The organism is Piscinibacter sp. HJYY11 (assembly GCF_016735515.1).
In the GTDB taxonomy this organism is placed as follows: Bacteria; Pseudomonadota; Gammaproteobacteria; order Burkholderiales; family Burkholderiaceae_C; genus Rhizobacter.
In genome coordinates, this window is the sequence record NZ_JAERQZ010000001.1 from 2655570 (window position 1) to 2679831 (window position 24262).

24 protein-coding genes are annotated in these 24262 nt (G+C 67.7%); 10 read left to right on the plus strand and 14 right to left on the minus strand.

Going from position 1 to position 24262, the window contains the following annotated elements; all coding sequences use genetic code 11:
- Positions 1 to 18 precede the first annotated feature (18 nt).
- On the plus strand, positions 19 to 3666 hold the full coding sequence (locus JI745_RS12235; RefSeq protein ID WP_201806638.1) for a hydantoinase B/oxoprolinase family protein: 3648 nt from the start codon (positions 19 to 21) through the stop codon (positions 3664 to 3666).
- A 3-nt stretch (positions 3667 to 3669) separates the two neighbouring features.
- On the opposite strand, the gene lipA is transcribed toward JI745_RS12235, so the two are convergent.
- Together lipA and lipB are read right to left on the minus strand one after the other, a co-directional pair.
- Positions 3670 to 4662 carry a lipoyl synthase gene (lipA, locus tag JI745_RS12240; RefSeq protein ID WP_201806647.1) on the minus strand — a complete coding sequence of 331 codons (993 nt, stop codon included), beginning with the start codon at positions 4660 to 4662 and terminating at the stop codon, positions 3670 to 3672.
- Positions 4663 to 4689: 27 nt separating this feature from the next.
- Entirely contained in the window at positions 4690 to 5337 is a 648-nt protein-coding gene (lipB, locus tag JI745_RS12245) for a lipoyl(octanoyl) transferase LipB (protein ID WP_201812520.1), read from the minus strand.
- Positions 5338 to 5529: 192 nt separating this feature from the next.
- Between lipB and JI745_RS12250 the strand changes: the two genes are divergently transcribed.
- Entirely contained in the window at positions 5530 to 7071 is a 1542-nt protein-coding gene (locus tag JI745_RS12250) for a DUF4331 domain-containing protein (protein WP_201806649.1), read from the plus strand.
- Positions 7072 to 7085: 14 nt separating this feature from the next.
- Complete coding sequence (locus JI745_RS12255; RefSeq protein ID WP_201806652.1) at positions 7086 to 7337, plus strand: hypothetical protein; 252 nt, start codon at positions 7086 to 7088, stop codon at positions 7335 to 7337.
- A 133-nt stretch (positions 7338 to 7470) separates the two neighbouring features.
- Here JI745_RS12255 and JI745_RS12260 read toward each other — a convergent pair whose 3' ends face one another.
- Genes JI745_RS12260 through JI745_RS12290 form a run of 7 tightly spaced genes read right to left on the minus strand, consistent with a single transcriptional unit; the run spans position 7471 to position 12412 of the window.
- The gene (locus tag JI745_RS12260) at positions 7471 to 7746 is read right to left on the minus strand and encodes a YbeD family protein (protein ID WP_201806655.1); all 276 of its coding nucleotides are present in this window, start codon (positions 7744 to 7746) and stop codon (positions 7471 to 7473) included.
- Complete coding sequence (locus JI745_RS12265) at positions 7743 to 8630, minus strand: D-amino acid aminotransferase (RefSeq protein ID WP_201806658.1); 888 nt, start codon at positions 8628 to 8630, stop codon at positions 7743 to 7745. The genes JI745_RS12260 and JI745_RS12265 overlap by 4 nt, the downstream gene beginning before the upstream one ends.
- A gap of 47 nt (positions 8631 to 8677) precedes the next feature.
- The gene (locus JI745_RS12270) at positions 8678 to 9856 is read right to left on the minus strand and encodes a D-alanyl-D-alanine carboxypeptidase family protein (RefSeq protein WP_201806660.1); all 1179 of its coding nucleotides are present in this window, start codon (positions 9854 to 9856) and stop codon (positions 8678 to 8680) included.
- Positions 9857 to 9904: 48 nt separating this feature from the next.
- Positions 9905 to 10516 carry an alpha/beta hydrolase gene (locus JI745_RS12275; protein WP_201806663.1) on the minus strand — a complete coding sequence of 204 codons (612 nt, stop codon included), beginning with the start codon at positions 10514 to 10516 and terminating at the stop codon, positions 9905 to 9907.
- Positions 10513 to 10839: a ferredoxin gene (locus tag JI745_RS12280; RefSeq protein WP_201806665.1), complete on the minus strand. Its 327-nt coding sequence runs from the start codon at positions 10837 to 10839 to the stop codon at positions 10513 to 10515. Before JI745_RS12280 ends, JI745_RS12275 begins: the two co-directional genes overlap by 4 nt.
- Before the next feature lie 8 nt (positions 10840 to 10847).
- Entirely contained in the window at positions 10848 to 11966 is a 1119-nt protein-coding gene (locus JI745_RS12285; protein WP_201806667.1) for a VanZ family protein, read from the minus strand.
- Positions 11967 to 11983: 17 nt separating this feature from the next.
- The gene (locus JI745_RS12290) at positions 11984 to 12412 is read right to left on the minus strand and encodes a CopD family protein (RefSeq protein WP_201806669.1); all 429 of its coding nucleotides are present in this window, start codon (positions 12410 to 12412) and stop codon (positions 11984 to 11986) included.
- 255 nt (positions 12413 to 12667) lie between these two features.
- Here JI745_RS12290 and hemB point away from each other — a divergent pair, with 255 nt between their 5' ends.
- Both hemB and JI745_RS12300 read left to right on the plus strand, forming a co-directional pair.
- Positions 12668 to 13675, plus strand: a complete 1008-nt coding sequence (gene hemB / locus JI745_RS12295; RefSeq protein WP_201806671.1) for a porphobilinogen synthase — start codon at positions 12668 to 12670, stop codon at positions 13673 to 13675.
- A gap of 17 nt (positions 13676 to 13692) precedes the next feature.
- A complete protein-coding gene (locus JI745_RS12300) occupies positions 13693 to 14802 on the plus strand; it encodes a magnesium transporter CorA family protein (RefSeq protein ID WP_201806673.1) in 1110 nt (369 codons plus the stop codon).
- Between the two features lie 3 nt (positions 14803 to 14805).
- Here JI745_RS12300 and ybeY read toward each other — a convergent pair whose 3' ends face one another.
- Both ybeY and JI745_RS12310 read right to left on the minus strand, forming a co-directional pair.
- The gene (gene ybeY / locus JI745_RS12305; protein ID WP_201806677.1) at positions 14806 to 15249 is read right to left on the minus strand and encodes an rRNA maturation RNase YbeY; all 444 of its coding nucleotides are present in this window, start codon (positions 15247 to 15249) and stop codon (positions 14806 to 14808) included.
- Complete coding sequence (locus tag JI745_RS12310; protein WP_201806679.1) at positions 15249 to 16247, minus strand: PhoH family protein; 999 nt, start codon at positions 16245 to 16247, stop codon at positions 15249 to 15251. Before JI745_RS12310 ends, ybeY begins: the two co-directional genes overlap by 1 nt.
- A gap of 142 nt (positions 16248 to 16389) precedes the next feature.
- Here JI745_RS12310 and JI745_RS12315 point away from each other — a divergent pair, with 142 nt between their 5' ends.
- The 5 genes from JI745_RS12315 (at position 16390) to JI745_RS12335 (ending at position 21127) form a co-directional block, all read left to right on the plus strand.
- A complete protein-coding gene (locus JI745_RS12315; protein ID WP_236674977.1) occupies positions 16390 to 18222 on the plus strand; it encodes an ATP-binding protein in 1833 nt (610 codons plus the stop codon).
- Between the two features lie 79 nt (positions 18223 to 18301).
- A complete protein-coding gene (locus JI745_RS12320) occupies positions 18302 to 18955 on the plus strand; it encodes a response regulator transcription factor (RefSeq protein WP_201806684.1) in 654 nt (217 codons plus the stop codon).
- Between the two features lie 11 nt (positions 18956 to 18966).
- Complete coding sequence (gene ruvA, locus JI745_RS12325; RefSeq protein ID WP_201806687.1) at positions 18967 to 19539, plus strand: Holliday junction branch migration protein RuvA; 573 nt, start codon at positions 18967 to 18969, stop codon at positions 19537 to 19539.
- A gap of 136 nt (positions 19540 to 19675) precedes the next feature.
- Positions 19676 to 20167 carry a hypothetical protein gene (locus tag JI745_RS12330; protein ID WP_201806690.1) on the plus strand — a complete coding sequence of 164 codons (492 nt, stop codon included), beginning with the start codon at positions 19676 to 19678 and terminating at the stop codon, positions 20165 to 20167.
- Positions 20168 to 20254: 87 nt separating this feature from the next.
- Complete coding sequence (locus tag JI745_RS12335) at positions 20255 to 21127, plus strand: DUF3365 domain-containing protein (protein WP_201806693.1); 873 nt, start codon at positions 20255 to 20257, stop codon at positions 21125 to 21127.
- Here the strand turns inward: JI745_RS12335 and JI745_RS12340 are convergent, their stop codons facing one another.
- The 3 genes from JI745_RS12340 to JI745_RS12350 form a co-directional block, all read right to left on the minus strand.
- Positions 21128 to 21595, minus strand: coding sequence for a copper chaperone PCu(A)C (locus JI745_RS12340; protein ID WP_201806695.1), 468 nt, complete (start codon positions 21593 to 21595; stop codon positions 21128 to 21130).
- 26 nt (positions 21596 to 21621) lie between these two features.
- On the minus strand, positions 21622 to 23766 hold the full coding sequence (locus JI745_RS12345) for a TonB-dependent receptor (RefSeq protein WP_201806698.1): 2145 nt from the start codon (positions 23764 to 23766) through the stop codon (positions 21622 to 21624).
- Positions 23767 to 23849: 83 nt separating this feature from the next.
- Positions 23850 to 24239 (minus strand): DUF2946 family protein, encoded by a 390-nt coding sequence (locus JI745_RS12350; protein WP_201806700.1) that lies wholly within the window; start codon positions 24237 to 24239, stop codon positions 23850 to 23852.
- Positions 24240 to 24262 lie beyond the last annotated feature (23 nt).

Genomic DNA, 24262 nt, shown 5'->3' on the forward strand with positions numbered 1-24262 from the left:
TCACAGAAGACAACGACCATGACCACGACACGCTGGCAGTTCTGGATCGACCGAGGCGGCACCTTCACCGACGTGGTGGGCCGCGCCCCTGATGGTGCGCTGCACACGCTCAAGATGCTTTCCGAGAACCCGGAGCAGTACGCCGACGCCGCCGTCGAAGGCATCCGCCGCTTGCTGGGCTTGAAGGCTGGTGAACTCATCACACCCGAGCGGGTGGATTGCGTGAAGATGGGCACGACGGTGGCCACCAACGCGCTGCTCGAGCGCAAAGGCGACCGCACGCTGCTCGTCACGACCAAGGGCTTCCGCGACGCGCTGCGCATCGCGCTGCAGGCCCGCCCCAAACTGTTCGAACGCCACATCGTGTTGCCCGAGTTGCTGTACGAGCGGGTGATCGAAGCCGACGAGCGTGTCGGCGCACATGGCGACGAGGTGCAAGCACTCGACAAGGCCGCGCTGCAGCTGCAACTGCAGCAGGCGTATGCCGACGGGCTGCGCGCCTGCGCCATCGTCTTCATGCACGGCTACCGCTACTGTGCGCACGAAGAAGTCGCCGAGCAGCTGGCGCGCGACGTGGGCTTCACGCAGATCTCGGTGTCCCACAAGGTCAGCCCCTTGATGAAGCTCGTGTCGCGCGGCGACACCACGGTGGTCGACGCCTACCTCTCGCCCATCCTGCGCCGCTACGTCGACCAGGTGGCGCAGCAGATGCCCGGCGTGCCCCTCTTCTTCATGCAAAGCTCGGGTGGCCTCACCGAGGCGCAGCGCTTCCAGGGCAAGGACGCCATCCTCTCCGGCCCGGCCGGCGGCATCGTCGGCATGGTGCGCACCGCCGTCGAAGGCGGTCACCAGAAGGTGATCGGCTTCGACATGGGCGGCACCTCCACCGACGTGAGCCACTACGCGGGCGAGTTCGAGCGCGCCTTCGAGACGCAGGTGGCCGGCGTGCGCATGCGCGCGCCGATGATGAGCATCCACACCGTCGCGGCGGGTGGCGGCTCGATCATCAGCTTCGACGGGGCACGGCTGCGTGTCGGCCCGGAATCGGCCGGTGCGAACCCTGGCCCGGCGAGCTACCGGCGCGGCGGGCCGCTCGCGACCACCGATGCGAACGTGATGTTGGGCAAGATCCAGCCCGATCACTTCCCCAAGGTGTTCGGCCCTCAAGCAAACGAATCACTCGACCGCGAGGTGGTGGTGGAGCGCTTCGCCAAGATGGCACGCGAAATGAGCGAGGCCAGCGCCCGCCGCATCTCGCCGGAAGAAGTGGCCAGCGGCGCACTGCAGATCGCGGTGGCCAACATGGCGAACGCGATCAAGCGCATCTCGGTCGCGCGCGGCTACGACGTCACCGGCTACACGCTGCAATGTTTCGGCGGCGCCGGCGGGCAGCACGCCTGCGCGGTGGCCGATGCACTCGGCATGACCCGCGTGTTCGCGCACCCGCTGGCGGGCGTGCTGTCGGCCTACGGCATGGGCCTGGCCGACCAGATCGCGATGCGTGAGCGCTCCGTCGAGCAGGACCTGGACGACGCCGGGCTCCAGGCAGCGCGCCACATCGCCGCCGAGCTGGCGCAGCAGGCCCGCGATGAACTCGGCCATCAGGGCGTTGCCGACACGAACGTGCACACCATCTCACGCCTGCAGGTGCGCTACGCCGGCACCGACACCGCACTCACCTGCGGTCTGCCCAGCGAATTGCCCGCGGCGCAAGCCATCGCCGCGGTGCGCGACGAATTCGAGCGTTCCTACCAGCAGCGCTTCGCCTTCCTGATGCCCGACCGCAAGCTCGTGATCGAGGCGGTGGCCGTCGAAGCCGTTGCGCCCGGCGAGCGCACGTCGGCGTCGCACCACATGTCGATGGAAACCTCGCACACGCCCGCACCCATCGCCCAGGTGCAGATGTACTGCCAGGCCGACGAAGCGCCGGCCGGCTGGCGAAGCGCCGCGCTGCACGTGCGCGAATCGCTGAACCCCGGCGCCACGATCGACGGCCCGGCCGTCATCGCCGAGAAGAACGCGACCACGGTCGTCGAGCCCGGCTGGCAGGCGCGCCTCACCGCCGGCGAGAGCCTGGAACTGCGACGCGTCAAGCCGCGCACCAGCTCGCATGCGGTGGGCACGACCGCCGACCCGGTGATGCTGGAGGTCTTCAACAACCTCTTCATGAACATCGCCGAGCAGATGGGACTGCGCCTGCAGAACACCGCCTACTCGGTGAACATCAAGGAGCGGCTCGACTTCTCGTGCGCGCTCTTCGACGCGAGCGGCAGCCTCATCGCCAACGCGCCGCACATGCCGGTGCACCTGGGCTCGATGAGCGAATCGATCCGCACGGTGATCGAGCACAACCCCGGCATGCGCCCGGGCGACGTCTACGTGCTCAACAACCCGTACAACGGCGGCACGCACCTGCCCGACATCACCGTCGTGACACCGGTGTACCTGGAGCCGAAGGACACGAAGCCCTCGTTCTACGTCGCCTCGCGCGGCCACCATGCCGACATCGGCGGCACCACGCCCGGCTCGATGCCCCCCTTCTCGACCACCATCGAGGAAGAAGGCGTGCTGATCGACAACTTCAAGCTGGTGGCCGAAGGCCGGCTGCGCGAGAAGGAGCTGCTGGAATTGCTCGGCTCGGGCCGCTACCCCTCGCGCAACCCGCAGCAGAACCTGGCCGACCTGCGCGCGCAGATCGCCGCCAACGAGAAGGGCGTGCAGGAGCTGAAGGCCATGGTCGCGCAGTACGGCCGCGAGACGGTGGCCGCCTACATGGCCCACGTGCAGAACAACGCCGAGGAGTCGGTGCGGCGCGTGATCACCGCGCTGCGTGACGGCGAGTTCACCTTGCCGCTCGACAACGGCGCGGTGATCCGAGTGAAGGTGAGCGTCAACGCCAAGGCGCGCAGTGCGAAGGTCGACTTCACCGGCACCAGCGCGCAGCTCGCCAACAACTTCAACGCGCCACGCTCGATCACGATGGCGGCGGTGCTCTACGTCTTCCGCACGCTGGTCGACGACGAGATCCCGCTCAACGCCGGTTGCTTGAAGCCCATCGAGGTGGTCGTGCCCGAAGGCTGCATGCTCAACCCACGCCACCCGGCGGCGGTGGTGGCCGGCAACGTCGAGACCTCGATGTGCGTGACGAATGCGCTCTACGGCGCGCTCGGCGTGATGGCCGCGAGCCAGTGCACGATGAACAACTTCACCTTCGGCAACGACACCTACCAGTACTACGAGACCATCTCCGGCGGCTCGGGCGCCGGCCCGGGCTTCGCGGGCACGAGCGTCGTGCAGACGCACATGACCAACTCGCGTCTCACCGACCCCGAGGTGCTGGAGTTCCGCTACCCGGTGCGGCTCGACAGCTACGAGATCCGCGCCAACTCCGGCGGCGCCGGCCAATGGGTGGGTGGCAACGGCGGCGTGCGGCGTGTGCGCTTCCTCGAGCCGATGACGGCCTCGATCCTCAGCAACGGCCGCGAGCACCCGGCCTTCGGCATGCAGGGCGGCCAGCCCGGCGCACTGGGCAAGAACCGGGTGGAACGTGCTGACGGAAGCATTGAAGCGCTGCCGCACATCGGCCAGGCCGAGATGCAGGCCGGCGACGTGTTCGTGATCGAGACGCCGGGCGGTGGCGGCTACGGCGAGCCGCTCAACCCCTGAAACTCAGGCCGGGATGCTGACCCCGGCCTGATGCGCCTGCTGGTCGGCGTGGTACGAGCTGCGCACCAGCGCGCCCACGGCGGCGTGCGTGAAGCCCATCTTGTGGGCCTCTTCCTCGTACATCTTGAAGGTGTCGGGGTGCACGTAGCGGCGCACCGGCAGGTGATGGCCCGAGGGCGCGAGGTACTGCCCGATCGTGAGCATGTCGATGTCGTGCTCGCGCATGTCGCGCATCACCTGCAGGATCTCCTCATCCGTCTCGCCCAGGCCGACCATGATGCCGCTCTTGGTCGGCACGTGCGGCGCGAATTCCTTGAAGCGCTTGAGCAGGTTGAGCGAGTAGGCGTAGTCGGAGCCGGGGCGCGCTTCCTTGTAGAGGCGCGGCGCGGTCTCGAGGTTGTGGTTCATCACGTCGGGCGGCGCCGCCTTCAGGATCTCGAGCGCGCGGTCCATGCGGCCGCGGAAGTCGGGCGTGAGGATCTCGATGCGGGTCTTGGGCGACAGCTCGCGCACACGCTGGATGCATTCGACGAAGTGGGCCGCGCCCCCGTCGCGCAAGTCATCACGGTCGACGCTCGTGATCACCACGTAGTTGAGCTTGAGCGCGGCGATGGTCTTCGCCAGATTCAGCGGCTCGTCCTGGTCGAGCGGGTCGGGGCGGCCGTGGCCCACGTCGCAGAAGGGGCAGCGACGGGTGCACTTGTCGCCCATGATCATGAAGGTCGCCGTGCCGCCGCCGAAGCATTCACCGATGTTGGGGCACGAGGCTTCTTCGCACACCGTGTGCAGCTTGTGCTCGCGCAGGATCTGCTTGATCTCGTAGAAGCGGGTGTTGTGCGAGCCCGCCTTGACGCGGATCCAGTCGGGCTTCTTCAGTTGCTCGGCCGGCACGATCTTGATCGGGATGCGTGCGGTCTTGGCCTGCGACTTCTGCTTGGCGGTGGCGTCGTAGGAGGCCGCGTCTTGGGCGGTGTGGACGACCTTGTCGGTGGACATGGGATCTAGCTTTCGAGAACGAGCCGGTCAGCTCAGGTGGGCCGCGAGCTTGTCACCAAGTCGCTCGGCCACGGTGTTCCAGTCGGTGCGGACGCCCAGTGTAGCCAGATCAACCGTCGCGAGCCCGGCGTAGCCGCAAGGGTTGATGCTGGAGAAGGGCGACAAATCCATGGCCACGTTGAGCGCGACACCGTGGTACGTGCAGTGGCGGCTCACCTTGATGCCGAGCGCGGCGATCTTGCCCAGGCCATCGAACGGGCGTGCACTCGGGCCGGTGAGTGCCGAATGCCCGAACGGGTCGCCCAGCTTCACGTAGATGCCGGGCGCGCCTGCCACGCGGTGGCCGGTGACGCCGAAGCTTTCGAGCGTCTTGAGCACGCAGTGCTCGAGCCGGTAGACGTATTCCTTGACGAAGATGTTGAGCCGCTTCAGGTCGATCAAGGGGTAGGCCACCACCTGGCCGGGGCCGTGGTAGGTGACCTGGCCGCCGCGGTTGGTGTGCACCACCGGCACATCGCCGGCCAGGAGCACGTGCTCGTCCTTGCCCGCGATGCCTTGCGTGAAGACGGGTGCGTGCTCGCACAACCAGATCTCATCGGGCGTGTCGGGGCCGCGCGTCTCGGTGAAGGCCCGCATCTCGTCGACGGTCGTCGCGTAGTCCACACGCCCGCGCATGCGCACGAGGGGTACGGTGGTCGCATGGCCGCGAGGTTGGTCGGTGACGGAAGAGATTTCTGACACCCCCCGATTGTCGGGGCTTCGCACAATTGACGTCGGGACCCCGGCTTTCCGTGCATCCATCACGAATCGGCGCGCGTAACGCATGCCATCCGGTGATCTTGCCGGGTGCCCACCAGGAGACCCTTCATGCAACCCTCTTCCTTCAAGACCGCGCCGCTGGTCGCCGCCGCCCTGCTCGCGGTGTGTGGCACGACGACGCTTCACGCCTCCAGCCACCGCGAAGCGCCCTTCATCACCACCTCGCCCAAGGTGGACGGGACCGACTTCTACATGTTCCGCAGCTACGAGACCGGCCGCAGCGCCTACACCACGCTGATCGCCAACTACATGCCGCTGCAGGACGCCTACGGCGGCCCCAACTACTTCTCGATGGACCCGAACGCGCTCTACGAGATCCACATCGACAACGATGGCGATGCGCGCGAAGACCTCACCTTCCAGTTCCGCTTCCAGAACAAGCTGCGCGACACCTCCGGCAAGACGCTCACCGTCGGCGGCGAGGAAGTGGCGATTCCGCTGATCCAGTTCGGCCAGGTCGCCAACGTGCAGGACGCCAACCTCAACCTCAGCGAGAGCTTCACGCTCACCGTCGTGCGCGGCGATCGCCGCCGCGGCAATGCACAGGCCGTGACCAACTACGTGAACGGGGCCACCGTCTTCGACAAGCCGGTCGACAACATCGGCGTGAAGACGATTCCCGACTACGCCACCTACGCCGGCCGCCATGTCTACACCATCAACATCCCCGGTTGCAGCGCCCCGGGCAAGGTGTTCGTCGGCCAGCGCAAGGACCCGTTCGCCGTCAACCTGGGCACCATCTTCGACCTGGTGAACGCGCCGGTGAACGTGATCACCGATCGCCAGTTCGCCAATGCAGCGCCCAACACCATCGACGACAAGAACGTCACCTCGCTCGCGCTCGAAGTGCCCACCGCCTGCCTGACGCAAGGCAACGAGCCGGTGATCGGCGGCTGGACGACCGCGAGCCTGCGCCAGGTGCGCCTGCTCGACCCGACCCCGCGCGCCGGCCACCAGACGACCGAAAAGCCTGGCGGCGCCTGGACGCAGGTCTCGCGCCTGGGCATGCCACTCGTCAACGAGGTGGTGATCGGCCTGAAGGACAAGGACCGATTCAACAGCGCCAAGCCGGTCAACGACGGCCAGTTCCTCACCTACGTGACCAAGCCCACGCTGCCCAAGCTGCTGGAGATCGCGCTCGCCACGCCCAACATCGCCCCCACCAACTACCCGCGGACCGATCTCGTGACCACCTTCCTCACCGGCATCGCCGGCGTGAACCAGCCGCGCAACGCCGTGCCCTCGGAGATGCTGCGCCTGAACACGACCACGACCCCGGTGCCGCTGGCCAACCAGAACACGCTCGGCGTGGTGGGCAACATCCTTGCGGGCGGCAACGACATGGCGGGTTACCCCAACGGCCGCCGTCCGAACGACGACGTGGTGGATATCTCGCTGATCGCGGTCATGGGCGGGCTGTGCGTGGCCAACGGCGACAACAACGCGCTCGGTTTCGGCACGGCCTGCCGCCCGTCGGCGGCGCCGCTCGGCACCACCGCCTTCCAGCTGCACGACGCAGTCGACCAGTCGCGCGCCACGCTGCTGCCCGGCTTCCCCTACCTGGCGACGCCCATCGGCGGCACGCGTTGAGAAGGAGAGCAGCCATGAAGACAACACTTCATCGATACGTGGCGGCCCTGGTGGCAAGCGTGCTCGTCAGCGCCTGCGGTGGAGGTGGCGGCGATGACACGCCCGCGCCGATCACCGAAGTGCCTGACTCGGCCCTGGCGTCACCCGGCGCCTACACCCAGTTTGCGCGCAGCCTGCCGGCGGTCGACAACGCCGAGCCCTTGAGCGTGGGGCGACTGGACGTCGCGCCCACGAGCGAAACGGACGAGCCGGCATCGCTCAATTGACCGAGCTTCGTGCCGATCGGCCGCGGGTTCCCTTGGAGCGCACGCGAACCATCGAGCCACGCCCCGAGCACGGGTCTCCCGGGCTCAGGGGTGGCGCCCCTTGGGGGCAGGAGCGCAGCGACTGCGGGGCCGCTTACAGCACCACCTTGACCATGGGGTGCGTGGTGAGCGTGCGGTACAGCTCGTCGAGCTGCTCACGGCTGGTGGCGGTGATGGTGATGGTGACGCCGAGGTACTTGCCGCCGCTGCTTGGGCGCATCTCGACGGTCGACGCGTCGAAGCCTGGATCGAAGTTCTTCGCGACCTGCGTGACGGCGTGCACGAAGCCGTCGACGTTCTCGCCCATCACCTTGAGCGGGAACTTCGACGGGTACTCGATCAGCGATTCTTCGGGGGGAATGGTTTTCATAAAGACTGCGTGCGCTTGGCACGCTGGTAGGCCTCGTACAGACGGGCATATATGGGCCCGGGCTTGCCGCGCAAGGCGCCATGGCCCACCGGCTCGCCGTCGATCTGGGTCACGGGCAGCACTTCCTTCGCGGCCGAGCTGAGCATCACCTCGTCGGCCGCCAGCAGGTCGGCCTCGGCCACCGGGCGCAGGTTGAAGGCGATGCCCTCTTCTTCGCACAGCTCGCGGATCAGCTCGTAGCGGATGCCCTCCAGCACGTGCTCGCTCTTCGGCGGCCCGAGCACCGCGCCTTCGTGCACCACCCACACGTTGCTGGCCGAGGCTTCGGTGAGGAAGCCGTCGCGCAGGAGGATGGTCTCGGCGGCGCCATGGTCGGCCGACATCTGCCGCGCGAGCACGTTGCCCAGCAGCGAGACCGACTTGAGGTCGCCACGCTCCCAGCGGAAGTCGCGCGCCGTCACGCAGGCCACGCCGCGGTGCCGCTCCTCCGGGCTCGGCTGCACCAGCGGGTTGCTCATCATGAAGACGGTCGGCTCCACGTCGACCGGCATCACATGGTTGCGCGGCGCCACGCCGCGGGTCACCTGCAGGTAGACAGCCTGGTCGTCCTCGGCCTGGCCGGCCACGAGCTCGCGGCACAGCTCCAGCCAGCGCACGGCGCTGTGGGGGTTGGCGATGCGCACCTTGGCAAGCCCGCGGCCAAGCCGCGCCATGTGCTCCTCGAAGCGGAAGAAGCGCCGGTTGTAGACCGGCAGCACTTCGTAGATGCCGTCACCGAAGAGGAAGCCGCGGTCGAGCACCGAGACCTTGGCATCACGCAAGGGCAGGAACTCGCCGTTCAGGTAGCACAGGCTGTCGGCCAGGCTGGGGGGAAACGCGGCCATGGTGCCTCCTTTCGACGAACAGGCGGGCGGGGCGCGGGCGGATCAGGTTACTTGATCCACAGCCGGACCGCATCCCATGCCCGACCCAGGAGTCCGGCTTGTTCGACGGCGTTCAGCACCACCAGCGGCCGCTCGGCCACCACGGCGCCGGCCGGCGTTGTCACGCGAAGCGTGCCCACACGCTGGCCCTGGGTGAGCGGGGCCACCAGCGGGTCGGTGCGCTCGATCTTCGTCTGCAGCTTGCCGCCTTCGCCCTTGGGCACGCTCACGAAGACGCCGCCGGTGCTGCCCAGGCGGGCTTCATTCGCCTTGCCCTTCCACACCGGCACGGTGGCGAGGGCCTTGTCGGCCTCGAAGAGGCGCACGGTGTCGAAGGCCTGGAAACCCCAGTTGAGGAGCTTCTGGCTTTCGTTAGCGCGCGCGTCCATCGAGGCGGTGCCCATCACCACGCTGAGCAGGCGACGCTTGCCGCCCCCCGCGCCGGTGGCCGCGAGGTTGGGGAAGTCGCGCTGTGCCGAGATCACCATGCAGTAGCCAGCGGCCTCGGTGTAGCCGGTCTTCATGCCGTCGACGCTCGGGTCGCGCAACAGCAGCACGTTGCGGTTGTTCTCGTTGGTGCTGGGCGAGCCTTCGAAGCGGTACTTCTTGATGGAGTAGAGCGGGTAGTGCTCAGGGAAGTCTCGGATGATGTGCGCCGCGATCACGGCCACGTCGCGCGCGGTGCTCTTGTGGCCGGCTTCGGTGAGGCCGGCGACGTTCTTGAACGCGGTGTTCTTCAGGCCCCAGGCCTGCGCCTGGCGGTTCATCATCGCGACGAAGTTCTCGACCGAGCCGCCAACACCTTCGGCAAGCACCACGGCAGCGTCGTTGCCCGAGTTGACGATCAGGCCCCGCAGCAGGTCGGCCACCTTGGGCTGGCTGCGAGGCTCGATGAACATCAGCGAGCCACCGCCCTTGCGTTCCTGCCAGGCGCGCACCGAGACGGGCAGCACCTGCTCGAGCTGCAGCTTGTGCTCGCGCAGCGCGGTGAAGACGAGGTAGGCCGTCATCAGCTTGGTCAGCGACGCAGGGTCGGCGGAGGCATCGGCCTCGCGCTCGGCGAGCGTCTGGCCGGTGGTGATGTCGAGCAGGATGTAGCTGCGCGCGGCCACCTCGGGGGGGGTGGGCATCTGGGCCTGAGCCCAGGTGCAGGCGAGCGCGAACAGGAGAGCGAAGAGCTTTTTCATGCAGGAGTCGTTGTGATGTGAGGAAACGCGGCGGGGGCCAGCGGCTTCTTAGGAGCCGTGCCGCACCACCAAGTTCTTGAGCAGCGTGAGTTGCCCATGAAAAAAATGCCCGGCGCCGGGCACGACGACCACCGGCAACGCCTGCGGCCGGGCCCAGGCCAACGTGGCCGCGAGCGGCACCACGTCGTCGGCTTCGCCGTGCACGACGAGCGTGCCTTCAGGGGCCGGTGGCACTTGCTGCTTTTGCGTCGACGGGGCGATCAGCGCCAGCCACTTGGGCTTGGCGTCGGCCGGCAGGCGATGCGCGGCTTCGGCCGCGACGTAGCCCCCGAACGAGAAGCCGGCCAGCACGAAGGGCAGCGAGGCCTCTCGATGCGCGGCAATCACCGCCAGGGCATCGTCGACTTCGCCGCGGCCCTCGTCCCATTGCCCGTGCGAGCCACCGACGCCGCGGAAGTTGAACCGCACGGCGCGCAGGCCCAGTTGCACGAAGGCGCGGGCGAGCGTCTGCGCGACCTTGTTGTCCATCGTGCCGCCGTGCAGGGGGTGCGGGTGGCACACGACCGCGACACCCGTGGGCGCCGCAGCAGGCTCGTCGATCGCGCATTCGATGGCACCGGCCGGGCCGGCGATCGTCACGCGCTGGGTTTGTGAATTCATCGGCCCACCGACTCCGGCAGCACCAGGCGCTCGACCACCACGCCGTTCTTCAGATGCGACTCAACGATCTCGTCGATGTCGCTTTCGTCGACGTAGGTGTACCAGACGGCCTCGGGGTAGACGACGGCCACTGGCCCGCCGGCGCAACGGTCCATGCAGCCGGCCTTGTTGACGCGCACGCCACCGGGGCCGGCGAGCTTCTCGGCCTTCACGCGCGACTTGCAGTGGTCGAAGCCGGCCTTCGCGTTGTGGTCGGCGCAGCAGTCTTCGCCGTTGTCGCGCTGGTTGAGGCAGAAGAAGATGTGGCGCTTGAAATAGGTCATGGCGTATTTTAGGAAGCCTGGTCGCGCGCCACGACGCGCGCCAGCAGGTAGATGAGTCCTGCGAAGGGCCACAGCCAGCCCACCCACTGCGCAATGCCATGGAAGCGGATGAAGCGGCCCTGCTCCCAGGCCTGCAGGCTCTCGGCGAAATAGGGATCGGTCGGCGCTTGGTTGACGAGCGCGACCAACATCGTCAGGGCAACCAGGCCCGCCGCCGCCGCGCCCCGCGGCGGCACGAAGGCCAGTGCCAGCGACACCACGCTCGCCGCCACCAGCGCCGGCACCACCGCCGGCGTGACCCAGGCCCAGGCATGCTGCGGGCCGAAGTTCATCGCCGTGGACAGGGTGGTGGCCGCCAGCCCCAGTGCCAGCGCCGCCGGCACATGGGCCAGCCGCCGCCAGCCAGGGCGCATGATGCTGAAGGCCACGAAGGTAGGCGCCAGGAAACCGAGCACGATGGCTAACCATTCCGAGCCACGCGACAGCGGCGTCATCCACTCGTCGGCCTGCAGGCCTTCGGTCACCCAGCTCGCCCACGGCGTGCCTTCCAGCCAGCCTGCCACCGCCTCGCGCAGGCGCAGCACGCCTTGGCCAAGCCCGAAAGGCACCGCGGTCGGGAAGAGCAACCCCACCGGCCAGAGCAGGAGCAACGCGATGCCGCCCGCGCTGCGGTGGATGAACCAGCGATCGCGCAGCACCTGCCAGCGGTCCACGCCGCCGAGCGCGCGCACTGCCAGCGCGATCAGCACCCCGAGCGCGGTGCCGCCACTGTTCAGCAACCAGTCTGCAACGGAGGGCACCCGCCGGGGCAACCAGTTCTGCAGGCTTTCCAGACAGAGAGACAACAGTGCACCGGCGATGACGGTGTTGAGCGCCGACCAGAGCACCGGCCGGCCACTGCGCACCTGCGCACCGAACAGCAGCGCTCCGAGCGGCACGTAGCCCAGCAGATTCGACACCACATCGAACCAGGTCCAGTACGGTTGCCACGGCATGTGGCCGAAGCCGAACAAGGCCACGCCGGCCGGCTGCTTCCAGCCCGTGAACGGCGACAGGCTGGCGTAGACGATCAGCGCCGCATACAGCCAGGCCAGCGGTGCCGCGGAGCTTCTGTGTCGAGGCGCCATGGTCGAACCACGCGCCGTCAGAACGGCTTGACCACCACCAGCACGACGATCAGGGTGAACAGCAGCACCGAGACCTCGTTGAAGACGCGGAACCAGCGCTCGCTGCGTGTGTTGCTGAACGACTCGAACTTGCGCAGCAGCGACCGGCAGGCGTGGTGGTAGCCGAGCGCCAGCACGACGAGGAGGAGCTTGGCATGCAGCCAGCCCCCCTTCACCCCGAAGCCCAGCCACAGCCACAGGCCGAGCACCAGTGCCGGCACCATCAGGAAGCTCGCGAAGCGGTACAGCTTGCGCGCCATCAGCAGCAGGCGCTCACGCTCGGCGTGGCTGTCGGCGGGCACCATCGCCAGATTGACGAAGATGCGCGGCAGGTAGAAGAGGCCGGCGAACCAGCTGGCGACGAAGACGATGTGGAAGGCCTTGACCCAAAGATAGAGGCTGCTCATGCGGCGGCATTATGGGTCGGCATAAAAAAAGCCCCGGCCATCAGCCGGGGCTCGAAAGCCTCATCGCTGTCATCACGGTAAGGCTCCTGCTCAGGGAGGAAAAGCAGGGGACGACAACCTTGCAGCTATCATCCGAAAGCGACTTTATCAGATGAACACCGCGTGCGCCCAGTGGAGCGACACCGTGAAAACGCGCAAGTGCGAACTACGCCTCGAGCCGCACATCTGACCATTTAGCCCCTCCGGAACCGCGCCGTGCACACACCCCCGCCCTTTCCCGCCAGCCGGCCACGCCGCCTGCGCCGCGATGAGTTCACCCGCGCGCTGGTGCGCGAGCACCATGTGCAGGTGAGCGACCTGATCCTCCCGGTCTTCGTGCTGCCCGGCAAGAACAAGATCCAGAACGTCGACTCCATGCCCGGCGTGCAGCGCCTGAGCCTCGACCAGCTGTTGCCCGTGGCCGACGAATGCGTGCGCCTCGGCATCCCGGTGATGGCGCTCTTCCCGGTCATCGACCCGAAGAACAAGAGCGAAGACGGCGCCGAAGCCACCAACCCGCAGGGCCTCGTGCCCAAGGTCGTGCGCGAACTGAAAAAGCGCTTCCCCGAGCTCGGCATCCTCACCGACGTGGCGCTTGACCCCTACACCTCGCACGGCCAGGACGGCGTGCGCGACGCGAGTGGCTACATCCTCAACGACGAGACCGTGCGGATCCTGAGCCAGCAGGCCCTGTTGCAGGCCGAGGCCGGCGTCGACATCGTGGCCCCGAGCGACATGATGGACGGGCGCATCGGCGCCATCCGCCAGGTGCTCGAAAAGCGTGGCCACATCCACACGCGGATCATGGCGTACAGCGCCAAGTACGCGAGCGCCTTCTACGGCCCGTTCCGCGATGCAGTCGGCTCGGCCGGCAACCTCGGCAAGGGGAACAAGAAGGTCTACCAGATGGACCCGGCCAACACCGACGAGGCGCTGCGGGAAGTGGCGCTCGACATCGCCGAAGGCGCCGACATGGTGATGGTCAAGCCCGGCATGCCCTACCTGGACATCGTGCGCCGCGTGAAAGACGAGTTCCGAGTGCCCACCTTCGCCTACCAGGTCAGTGGCGAGTACGCCATGCTCAAGGCGGCGGCCAACAACGGCTGGCTCGACCACGACGCGGTGATGATGGAAAGCCTGCTCGCCTTCAAGCGCGCCGGCGCCGATGGCGTGCTGACCTATTTCGCGCTGGAAGCAGCGCGCAAGCTGCGCGAGTCGCGCTGACCACCCGGCGGGCCTCGATGCGCATCTTCCACGTCACGGCCGAGCAATTCACCGAGCTGCCCGAGCTGCCGGAGCAGATGCCGGCCACCGGCTACCTGTGGATCGGCAGCGCACGCCGCGAGTTCGAGGTCACCACCGCCGCTCTGCAGACGGCGCTGCAGCGGCTCACGGGCGCGCAACTCGTCGACCTGCACGTCTCCGACCTGCTGAACAACCAGCTGCCGTCGCACTTCGACTACACCTCGGCCTACGACCTGCTCGTCTTCAGGCGACTGGCCGCCGGCAGCGGCAGCTCAGGCCTCTTCCTCGACGACGCACAGGGCACGCTGTCCACCGCCAAGCGCGCGCTGGAAGCGATCGACACGAGCCCGGTCGGCTTCGCGATCTTCGACCGCCTGCTCCTCACGGTGCACCCGACCGACTGCCCGGTGCGCGACTTCTTCGCGACACGCCTGCCGCAGATGATTCAAAACGCCGAGCAGCGCACAGGCGCCCCGTCGCGCCTGCCGCCCAGCCCGGACGACCTGATGCTGCGCATGGTCAACCACATGGTCGACAGCTACCTGGAGCTGCGGCGCCTGCTGACCAAGCAGCTGGGCTACCTGCAGCAGGAGCTCTTCAACCCGCGCAGCCATTTCGACAGCTGGCAGGTGCTGCTCGACTCGCGCAACGCGCTGCACTTGCTGGAGGACACCTGCGAAGACCAGCGCAGCGCCATCGTCGAGTGGATCGATGCGCTCGACGAGTGGCCGACCGAGCACGATCCGCAGACGATGCGCGAGCGCGAACTGCTGCGCCTGCGCTCGCGCGACGTGCTCGAGCACATCGAGCGTGTGCTGAGCCACGTGCGGCGGCTGGAGTCGTCGGCCGAGACGGCGGTGCAGATGCACTTCTCGGCGCAGAGCAATCGCACCAACGACATCATGCGCACGCTCACCGTGCTGACCGCCATCTTCATGCCGTTGAACCTGATCACCGGCTTCTTCGGCATGAATTTCGACGGCCTGCCGCTGATCCACGCGCCGACGGGCGTGTGGGTGGCGACGATCACGATGGTGATCGTGGGGGTGGGACTGGGGCTCTTCTTCTGGCGCAAGCGCTACCTGAGCACGTCCCACAAACGCTGAAGTTCAGCGGGCGTAGGGATCGTCGTAGCCGAGTCCGGCCAGGATCTCCGTTTCCAGAGCCTCCATCTCGCGCGCCTCGTCGTCGTCCTCGTGGTCATGCCCCTGCGCATGCAAGGTGCCATGTACGAGCAGGTGGGCGTAGTGCGCTTCCAGCGTGATCTGCTGCTGCTTCGCTTCCGCCGCGATCACCGGCGCGCACAGGATCAGGTCGGCCTGCACGACGGGCTCGTGCGCGTAGTCGAAGGTCAGCACATTGGTTGCGTAGTCCTTGCCGCGGAAGTCGCGGTTGAGCGACTGGCCCTCCTCGGCACCGACGATGCGCACCGTGATCTCCCCCGGCGCCTCCAGCGCCGCGCGGATCCAGCGTGCCACCTTGTGGCGCGGCAAGTGCGCGCGGTGCGAGGCATCGGCAAACTGCAACGACAGCGTGAGCTCCGGCCGGGCCATCAGCTGCGCTCCGTCGGCGCAGCGTCGTAGGCCTCGACGATGCGGGCCACCAGCGGATGTCGCACCACGTCGGCCGCGGTGAAGCGTGTCATCGCGATGCCGTTCACACGCCGCAGCACCCGCTCGGCGTCGACCAGGCCGCTGTCGGTGCCCTTGGGCAGGTCGATCTGGCTCACGTCGCCGGTCACCACGCACTTGCTGCCGAAGCCGATGCGCGTGAGGAACATCTTCATCTGCTCACGCGTGGTGTTCTGCGCCTCGTCGAGGATCACGAACGCATGGTTGAGCGTGCGCCCGCGCATGAAGGCGAGCGGCGCGATCTCGATGTTGCCCTTCTCGAAGGCCTTGCCCACCCGCTCGAAGCCCATCAGGTCGTACAGCGCGTCGTAGAGCGGGCGCAGGTAGGGGTCGACCTTCTGCGCCAGGTCGCCGGGCAGGAAGCCCAGGCGCTCCCCGGCCTCGACCGCCGGGCGCGTGAGGATGATGCGCTGCACCGCGCTGCGCTCCAGCGCGTCGACCGCACAGGCCACCGCCAGGAAGGTCTTGCCCGTGCCCGCGGGGCCGATGCCGAAGGTGATGTCGTGGTGGCGGATGTTGGTGAGGTAGAGGTGCTGGTTGGGCGTGCGGCCCGACAGGTCGGCGCGGCGCGTGCGCAGCACGACGTCCTCGCCGTCGCCCTCGGCGTCATCTACCCGGCCGGGCTCACGCGCCGCAACGGCGCGCTTGCGCCCGCGCGGCACGTCGGCCAGCGCCTCCACCAGCGCCAGCTGGAAAGCCTCCCCGGAAATCGGCTTGCGCGCCCGGTCGTACAGCGTCTGCAGCAGGGCCACGGCACGCTCGGCATCGGCCTTGGCCCCCTCGATGCGGAAGGACTCGTTGCGGCGCGAGATGCTCACATCGAAGGCCGACTCGATGCTGCGCAGGTGCTCGTCGAGGCTGCCGCACAGGTGGGCGAGCCGGATGTTGTCGAGCGGAATGAAGGCGTGGCGAAGGATCAAGCGTGAACCTCTGGGCAAAACGCGATTGTCGCCCCGCCCGCCGCGCCTGCTTCGTGCAGGGGCACCTCCTGCACAATCGGCGCCCATGCGAGCCCGCCTCCGTTCCTACCCTGTATCGGCCTGGTTGAGGCCTCTTTCGTGGATGAGCCTGCTGGTGCTGTGGATGCTGGTCCTGGCGCCGTGGCAGGCGCTCGCAGCACCGGCCGACGGCAAGGTGATCCTGCTGCAGCAGGCGGTGACCGCCCCCGGGGCGGGCGACCAATTCCCGGTGGCGACATCGACCGCGCCCGTCACGCTGCCCGACCACTGGTGGCGCAGCCGCCCGCGCGAGGACGGCCCGGTCTGGTACCGGCTGCGCTTCGACGCGGCGGAAGCCGCCGGCAGCACCGAGCACCTGATGGCGGCCTACATCGAGCGGGTGTGCAGCAACGCGGAGGTGCGGCTCAACGGCTACCTCGTGCACAGCGGCGACATGCGCGAGCCCATCACGCGCAACTGCCTCTATCCGCAGCTGGTGCCGCTGCCCGCCGGTCTGCTGAAAGCCGAGGGCAACACCCTCGACATCAAGGTGCAGGGCTATGCCTTGCAGAAGGTCTCGTCGCGCCAGCGCGCCGGCGGCCTGTCGGCTGTCAAGATCGGCCCGCAGGCCCGGCTCGCCGAGGAACATGCGTCGCAGACCTTCTGGAACGTCACCGCCGTGCAGATGCTCGCGGTGGCGACCACGGTGCTGGCGGTGTTCCTGCTGTACCTGCGGGCGACCAACCACAAGGAAGCGCACCTCGGCTACCTCGGCTTCCTCATCCTCGCCTGGAACGTGCTCGGGCTGCGCAGCTGGTGGACCGACATCCCGCTCGACACCTACACCGTCGAGTTGCTGGCCTGCGTGGGCTTTGCCATCGTGACGGCACTCACGGTGCAATTCCTGCTGAGCTACAGCGCATTGCGCTCGCGCATGATCGAAGCGGGCCTGCTGGCGCAGTGCCTGATGGTGCCGCTCACGCTGGCGCTGGCCGGGCCGCAGCGCCTCTTCAACCTCAGCAGCGCCTGGTACCTGCTGATGGTGCTGGAGGTGCTGGCGAAGATGGTGCTCTACCTCTACACCGAGCGGCGCGCACGGCGGCGCACCTTCTGGCCGATGGCCGCAATGATGGCGGGCCTGGTGCTGCTGGTGGGGATGGACCGCGCCTCGCAGTTCGACTGGATGCCGCGCGTGAACCTGCTCAACTACGCGCTGCCGGTGATCTTCTTCGCCATCGCCGCGAGGCAGATCAAGGTCTTCGGCATGGCGCTTCGCTCGGCCGAGGCGGCGCGCAACTCGCTCGACCGCCGCATCGCCGAAGCCACCGCCGAAATGGAGCGCAACTACGTGCAGATGGCCGAGCTGCGCGTCGAGCAGGTGACCGAGAAGGAACGCAAGCGCATCGCCGGCGACCTGCACGATGACCTGGGCGCCAAGCTGCTCACCATCGTGCACACCAGCGAGTCGGAGCGCATCTCGTCGCTCGCCCGCGAAGCCTTGGAAGAAATGCGCCTGTCGGTGCGCGGGCTGACGGGCAAGCCGCTGCCGGTGGCCGACGCCCTCGCCGATTGGCGTGCCGAAACCGTGTCACGCCTGGGGCAGGCGGGCATCGAGGTCGACTGGCGCAGCCCCAGCGAAGACGTGACGCAGCTGCTGTCGGCCCGTGCCTTCGTGCAGACCACGCGCATCCTGCGCGAGGCGGTCAGCAACGTCATCAAGCACAGCGGGGCCTCGCACTGCAAGGTGCGCTGCACCCTGGGCCAGCAGGACTTCGTGCTGGTCGTGCAGGACAACGGCAAGGGCATCCCGATGGAGCTCGATGGCAAGCTCGACCGCGGCCACGGCATGGCCAGCATGAAGCACCGGGCCAAGCAGATGCAGGGGCAGTGCCTGGTGGAGTCGGGCCCCGGCTACGGAACCGTGATCCGGCTCACGCTTCCCCTGGGTACGGCCTGAGATTGGGCCCCGCCAGACGGTTTGCCGAGCCGCTGGACTGTTAGGATGCACTTCGGTTTTCACCCTGCGAGTCGCTGCCATGAACAAGATCCTGTTGTTGGAAGACCTTCCCGAAATCCGCAGCTGGCTCAAGGCGCTGGCCTTGCAGGTGTTTCCACAGGCGCAGGTCTTCGAGGCGGCCCGCGTGCACGACGCGCTGGCGCTCATCACCGCCGAGCGCTTCGAGATCGCGATGATCGACCTTGGCCTCCCCGATGGCAGCGGCGTCGACGTCGTGGCGGCGCTGCAAAAGGCGCAGCCGGAAGCCCAGTCGGTCGTGGTCACCATCCATGACGACGACGACCACCTTTTCCCGGCCCTGCAGGCCGGCGCCTTCGGCTACCTGCTCAAGGAGCAGCCGCGCGAGCACTTCGTCGAGCAGCTGCAGCGCATCAGCCAGGGCGAGCCGCCGCTGTCGCCGTCGATCGCCCGCCGCGTGATCGCCTATTTCGCCGCGCAGAACAAGCCGCAGGAGCGCCCGCAGAACCTGCCCCACGTGCAGCTCACCGACCGTGAGAACGAGGTGCTGCTGTGGGTGGCCAAGGGCTTCACGCTGCCCGAGATCGGCGTGCAGCTGAACCTGTCGCGCCACACCATCGCCGATTACGTGAAGCAGATCTACCGCAAGCTCAATGTGAGCTCGCGCGCCGAAGCGGCCCTTGAGGCGCAGCGCCTCGGCCTCTTCCGTCGCTGAGCGCGCGATCGATGATCGGTCGCCTCACCGGGCTGCTCGCAGAAAAGAACCCGCCTCAACTGCTCGTGGACGTGGGCGGCGTCGGCTACGAAGTCGACGTGCCCATGAGCACGTTCTACAACCTTCCCGGCTTGGGCGAGCGTGTCTCCCTGCTCACCCACTTCGTCGTGCGCGAGGACGCGCAGGTGCTGTTCGGCTTCCTCACCGCCGAGGAGCGCGCCACTTTCCGCCAGCTCGTGAAGATCTCGGGCATCGGGCCGCGCACGGCCTTGTCCATCCTCTCCGGCCTGAGCGTGGCCGAGCTGGCCCAGGCCGTGTCGCTGCAGGAAAGCGGCCGCCTCATCAAGGTGCCTGGCATCGGCAAGAAGACCGCCGAGCGCCTGCTGCTCGAGCTCAAGGGCAAGCTCGGCCCCGACCTCGCCCTGCCCACCAGCGTGGCCAACGATGCGCAGGCCGACATCCTGCAGGCCCTCGTGGCCCTGGGCTACAGCGACCGCGAAGCGGCGCTCGCGCTGAAGAACCTGCCGGCCGACGTGGGGGTGAGCGAAGGCATCAAGCTTGCGTTGAAAGCTTTGGCCAAATAGCCAGACGCCAAAACCGCACCAGCGCGCAAACAATGCTTACAACTTGCACTGGGTCGCGGGGTGAGCACTTCAAATGCCCGCGTCAAGGTCAGGGTCGCCGAATAAAATTCGCCGGCTTTTGGCAGCGCCGCTGTTCATGTCCGACCTGATCAACCCTCGTCTCTTCGCTCGCGTCGAACGCTCACTGCGCAAGCGGCTGAACGTCAACGTGACGCCGCACCTGAAGCGTTGCGCTGCACACGCGAAAAGCGAAGACGACTTCATGGCCGCCGCGGCCCGCATGTTGATCAACCAGCAGGAGCGGCAGGAGTGGCTGGCCTCGTGGGCGTCGCGCCGCCACAACGAAAGCGACGACACCACGCCCGCCGAGCTGGACACCACCACCCCCGCCTCGCTCGATGCCCCGCTTCAGCGCACCTTCCGCATCACGCCCCAGCAGCGCGAGCGGGTGCGCGAGGCGTTGGCCAACGAACTCGGCCCCATCGCCGATCTGTTGCTCGACAACGAAGCCCAGCGCGCCGACTCCGTGACCGAATTGCTGCAACGCCTGGAGTCGCACCTGGAAAGCGACGAGCAGCGCGCCCGTTTCCGCCAGTCCACGCTATCGTCCCGTTCGCACGACGCCTGAGTCGTGCTCCCCGGCAGTTGGTTGTGAAGCGCATGCGGTGCCCACCGCGGCGGAGACTCGAATTCGTTTGACTTTCCGAGACCTTCCATGAACCTGAAGCTCAGATTCAACCTGGTGTTCACGCTGCTGTTCGTGATCGCGCTTGCCGTGGCCGGCGGCACGGTGTACCGGCTGGTGCAGGCCAATGCGAGCGCCGAAGTGGTGCGCGACGCACAGCGCCTGATGGACGTGGCGGTCGCGGTGCGCGGCTACACCGTCGACAACATCAAGCCCCATCTCGACCCGCTGCTCGACCGCCATTTCCTGCCCGAGACGGTGCCGGCATTCGCGGCCACCGAAACGCTGTCGCGCCTGGCGGCCAAGCAGCCTGGCTACAGCTACAAGGAAGCCACGCTCAACCCGACCAACCCGCGCGACAAGCCCACCGACTGGGAGCGCCAGATCGTCGACCGCTTCCGTGCCGACACCAAGACCACCGAGCTGTCGGGCGAGGTCGAGACGGGCAGGGGCGACCTCTTCTACGTCGCCCGCCCGATCCGCATCACCAACCCGGCCTGCCTGGCCTGCCACAGCACGCCGGCCGCCGCACCGCCCAGCCTCATCGCCCGCTATGGCGACAAGTCGGGCTTCGGCTGGCAACTCAACGAAGTCGTCGGCGCGCAGATCGTCGCGGTGCCCACCGCCCTGCCGCGCGAAAAGGCCCAGCAGCTCTTCGCCACCTTCACCGGCTCGCTGGTCGCGGTGTTCGTGGCGCTCTTCCTGGTGCTGAACTGGCTGCTGCAGCGGCTGGTGGTGACACCGGTGCGCGAGGTGGCCATGGCCGCCCGCCGCGTGAGCCAGGGCGACCTGTCGCTGGCCGAGTTCAGCGAAGAGCGCGCCGACGAGATCGGCACGCTGCAGAAGTCGTTCAACCGCATGCGCCGCAGCCTCGTCAAAGCGATGGGCATGCTCCGGAACTGATCAGTGCTTCATGTCGTGGGAGGCGCCGGGGCCTTCCACGTTGACCGTTACCGTCACTTCACCGGCCTTCTCGAACTTGAGCTTGAGCGGGAATTTCTCGCCCTGCTTCAGCGGCGCCTTCAGGCCCATCAACATGATGTGCAGGCCACCGGGCTTGAGCTCCACGGCCTTGCCGGCCGGCACCTCGACGGCCGACACCTCGCGCATGCGCATCACGTCGCCGTCCATCTTCATCTCGTGCAGCTCGACGCTCCTGGAGACATCGGCGCTGGCCGAGACCAGCTTGTCGCCGGCCGCCCCGGCATTGCGGATGCTGAGGTAGGCGCCGCCGGCCGGCTGGCCCGGTGCGGTTGAACGGGCATAGGGGTGGCCGATCGTCAGCTTGCCGAGCTTGAACGAATGGGCCTGTGCGGCCCACGCGATGGCGCTCAGCGACAGCGCGGCGAGCAGGCGGTGAGGGATTTTCATGTCGATCTCCTTGGGGTTCATCAGGTTCACAGGTCGAACTTGAGTTCGGCGTTGAAGGTGCGCTGCGTGTACGGGTGGAAGGCCCAGTAGCGCTCGTTGTTGAGGTTGTCGATGCCTAAGGCGGCCGACCACTGCTTGTCGAAACGATAGACGAGCCGCACATCGGCCACCAGGAACGAGCTCACGCCCATGTAGGTGCGGCCGTTGGGGTCGCTGTTGTCGAGCGTGCCGTACTGGCGGCCGCTGTAGCGCACGCCGAGGCTCGTGCTCCAGTGGTCGTCGAGCTTGTAGCTGGCGAGGGCGGTGGCGCGCCAGCGCGGTACGCGCGGCTGCCAGCGGCCCACACTCGCGGGGAACTTGTCGTTCTTGGTGATGATGGAGTCGGCGTAGGTGACGCTTGCGTTGAGGTCCAGGCCTCGCAAGAGGGCGTGAGGCCACTGCAACGCCACCTCCAGGCCGCGGGTGCGGATCGTGTCCACGTTCTGCACGTTGGTGACGTTCGGCGTCACGGTCACGTTGGTCTGTGAATACAGCGCATCGTCGGTGCGCTCGGCGAAGAAGGTCGTGCGCAGCAGGCCCATGCCGATGCTGCGCTCGGCCGTCAGCTCACCAGTCCACGACGTTTCGGGCCGCAGAGTGGGATCGCCCAGCGTGCCGGCCGAGGCCAACTGATAGAGCTCCACCACCGTCGGCGCACGCACCGCTCGGCCGAGCGAGGCCTTCAGCACCCAGGCGTCATCGACCGTGTGCGAGATCGCGAGCTTGGGCGAGAACCGGTTTTCGCGCCTGGCCGATGCGACGCTGGGCGATTCCGCTTCCCACTGCTCCACACGGGCGCCCAGCACGGCGCGCCAATCCGATGAGATGTGCCAGGCGTCCTGCACCCACAGGCTGTGCAACGAAGACGCTCCTGCCGTCGCCTGCGTGCGCAACTTGAAGGCGTCGCGTTGCAAGCCGGCCTCGACCGTGTGCATGGTGCCGATCGGCCGCCAGATGCCCTTCACGGCAAGCGTGTTCCAGCCGGTGCCCTTCATGTCGGTCAGGCCCGTTGCCGAATTTCGCAACTCGTCTCGCGCGTAGTCGTAGACGCTGGCCGCCGCCTCCCAGTCCCACTCGCCTCGCGTTTGGCTCTTGAGGCTCAGACCTTGGGCCACATGGGCCAGGCGAGCCCGGCTGCTCGCAAAATCGCCAGGCGTCAGCACATAGTCCCGGCCTTCGATGTTCACCGTGCCGGTGGTGATCGTGTTGCCAGCCGCGTCGCGCAGATAGCTTTGCACCTCGCGCCGGGTGTCATTGCGCCAATAGCCCAGCGTGTACGAGGCGCGCAATGCGGGCGTGACGTCATAGGCCAGCTTGAGCTTGGCGTGGTCCTGCACGGTGTGGCTGCGACCGGTGTCGCCGAGGATCCACCACGCCTGGTTCGATGGGTTGCGATCGGCCACGGCGCCGGTGACCGGCACGCCGCTGCTGCCCACCGTGCCCTGCGAGACGCGCTTGTTCGCAAACGTGATCGGCTGCCCTTCGCTGTCGAGCCGGCTCACGTGGACCCACCACGACAACCCGCCCTCGCGGCTGCCGAGCGACGCGCTGCCCGACTGTCCACCGAAGCGGTCGGTGGTGTTGTACTGCTGGTAGCGCTGGGTGTAGCCCTGCAACTTCACATGCGCCTCGAACGCCCGTGGCATTCGCGTCACGTAGTCGACCACCGCCCCGACCGAGTTGCCCGGGTAGGCCGCCGAGAACGGGCCGTACAGCACGTCGACGCGGTCGATCTCCTCCGGCGTCACCAGGCCCCAGCGCGGCGTGTAGGTCGCGCCGTTGCCGAGCAGGTTGGACAGCAGGATGCCGTCGGCATACACCAGCGAGCGCGCGCTGTTGCCCGTGCCCGAGGCGCGGCTCGCGAGCACGGCGTGGTCGTGGTCGCCGATGTAGCGCTTGCGCACGTTGAGGCTCGGGAAGTACTTCAGCGCATCTTCCGAATCGGTGGCGTTGATGCTGCGCGCGATCTGCGCAGCGGTGATGCTCTCGGTGGTGGTGGGGATCTCGAGCGGCAGCGTCGCCGGGCGGCTGCCGATGATGGTGACGCGGTCGAGCTCAGGGGCGGTCTGCGCGCCGGCCATGCCGGGCAGGGCCGCGGCGACGGCCAGCGTCGCCAGTATGGGCTTCTTCATGAAGAGGGAAAGGCCTCGGCGATGTCGCCAGACCAGGGGAAAGACTCAAGGCACCGGCACGTCGCCGGCGGCGGCACGGACGCTCAGGCGAGCGCGGGCGGACCTTGCTTGAGTCGTGCCCGCCAGCGTGTACTGGCGTCAGGCGGCGTCGTCGCGGCGCGCGGTGCAGGCAGCACCTGGCGCACAGGCGGCGCCACGCTGTCGGCCGCGGCCAGCTGCGGCGCGGCCAGTGCCATCACGGCGCTCAGCGCGCAGTGGTCGCCGGCATGCGTGGCTTGGTGGTCGGGCGCGGGTTCGCCGTCGAGGGCGATGGTCTTCACGCCGTAGACCGTGCAGACCTCGACCAGCGCCTTGCCTTGTGCCTCGGCCGACGTGCTCGCCAGCAGGGGCACGGCTGCCTTGAGCAACAGCGCGCAGGCGAAGAGCCACACGGCAAATCGCGAGTTGAAGGCGCTGAAGGGGCGGCGTGACATGGGGCGCGATTGTGCCAGCCCAC

Bases quoted from the DNA above. Each gene is read 5' to 3' on its own strand.
- JI745_RS12235 (WP_201806638.1), top strand. From the start codon at position 19: ATGACCACGACACGCTGGCAGTTCTGGATCGACCGAGGCGGCACCTTC.
- lipA (WP_201806647.1), bottom strand. From the start codon at position 4,662: ATGTCCACCGACAAGGTCGTCCACACCGCCCAAGACGCGGCCTCCTAC.
- lipB (WP_201812520.1), bottom strand. From the start codon at position 5,337: ATGCGCGGGCGTGTGGACTACGCGACGACCGTCGACGAGATGCGGGCC.
- JI745_RS12250 (WP_201806649.1), top strand. From the start codon at position 5,530: ATGCAACCCTCTTCCTTCAAGACCGCGCCGCTGGTCGCCGCCGCCCTG.
- JI745_RS12255 (WP_201806652.1), top strand. From the start codon at position 7,086: ATGAAGACAACACTTCATCGATACGTGGCGGCCCTGGTGGCAAGCGTG.
- JI745_RS12260 (WP_201806655.1), bottom strand. From the start codon at position 7,746: ATGAAAACCATTCCCCCCGAAGAATCGCTGATCGAGTACCCGTCGAAG.
- JI745_RS12265 (WP_201806658.1), bottom strand. From the start codon at position 8,630: ATGGCCGCGTTTCCCCCCAGCCTGGCCGACAGCCTGTGCTACCTGAAC.
- JI745_RS12270 (WP_201806660.1), bottom strand. From the start codon at position 9,856: ATGAAAAAGCTCTTCGCTCTCCTGTTCGCGCTCGCCTGCACCTGGGCT.
- JI745_RS12275 (WP_201806663.1), bottom strand. From the start codon at position 10,516: ATGAATTCACAAACCCAGCGCGTGACGATCGCCGGCCCGGCCGGTGCC.
- JI745_RS12280 (WP_201806665.1), bottom strand. From the start codon at position 10,839: ATGACCTATTTCAAGCGCCACATCTTCTTCTGCCTCAACCAGCGCGAC.
- JI745_RS12285 (WP_201806667.1), bottom strand. From the start codon at position 11,966: ATGGCGCCTCGACACAGAAGCTCCGCGGCACCGCTGGCCTGGCTGTAT.
- JI745_RS12290 (WP_201806669.1), bottom strand. From the start codon at position 12,412: ATGAGCAGCCTCTATCTTTGGGTCAAGGCCTTCCACATCGTCTTCGTC.
- JI745_RS12300 (WP_201806673.1), top strand. From the start codon at position 13,693: ATGCGCATCTTCCACGTCACGGCCGAGCAATTCACCGAGCTGCCCGAG.
- ybeY (WP_201806677.1), bottom strand. From the start codon at position 15,249: ATGGCCCGGCCGGAGCTCACGCTGTCGTTGCAGTTTGCCGATGCCTCG.
- JI745_RS12315 (WP_236674977.1), top strand. From the start codon at position 16,390: ATGAGCCTGCTGGTGCTGTGGATGCTGGTCCTGGCGCCGTGGCAGGCG.
- JI745_RS12320 (WP_201806684.1), top strand. From the start codon at position 18,302: ATGAACAAGATCCTGTTGTTGGAAGACCTTCCCGAAATCCGCAGCTGG.
- ruvA (WP_201806687.1), top strand. From the start codon at position 18,967: ATGATCGGTCGCCTCACCGGGCTGCTCGCAGAAAAGAACCCGCCTCAA.
- JI745_RS12330 (WP_201806690.1), top strand. From the start codon at position 19,676: ATGTCCGACCTGATCAACCCTCGTCTCTTCGCTCGCGTCGAACGCTCA.
- JI745_RS12335 (WP_201806693.1), top strand. From the start codon at position 20,255: ATGAACCTGAAGCTCAGATTCAACCTGGTGTTCACGCTGCTGTTCGTG.
- JI745_RS12340 (WP_201806695.1), bottom strand. From the start codon at position 21,595: ATGAAAATCCCTCACCGCCTGCTCGCCGCGCTGTCGCTGAGCGCCATC.
- JI745_RS12345 (WP_201806698.1), bottom strand. From the start codon at position 23,766: ATGAAGAAGCCCATACTGGCGACGCTGGCCGTCGCCGCGGCCCTGCCC.
- JI745_RS12350 (WP_201806700.1), bottom strand. From the start codon at position 24,239: ATGTCACGCCGCCCCTTCAGCGCCTTCAACTCGCGATTTGCCGTGTGG.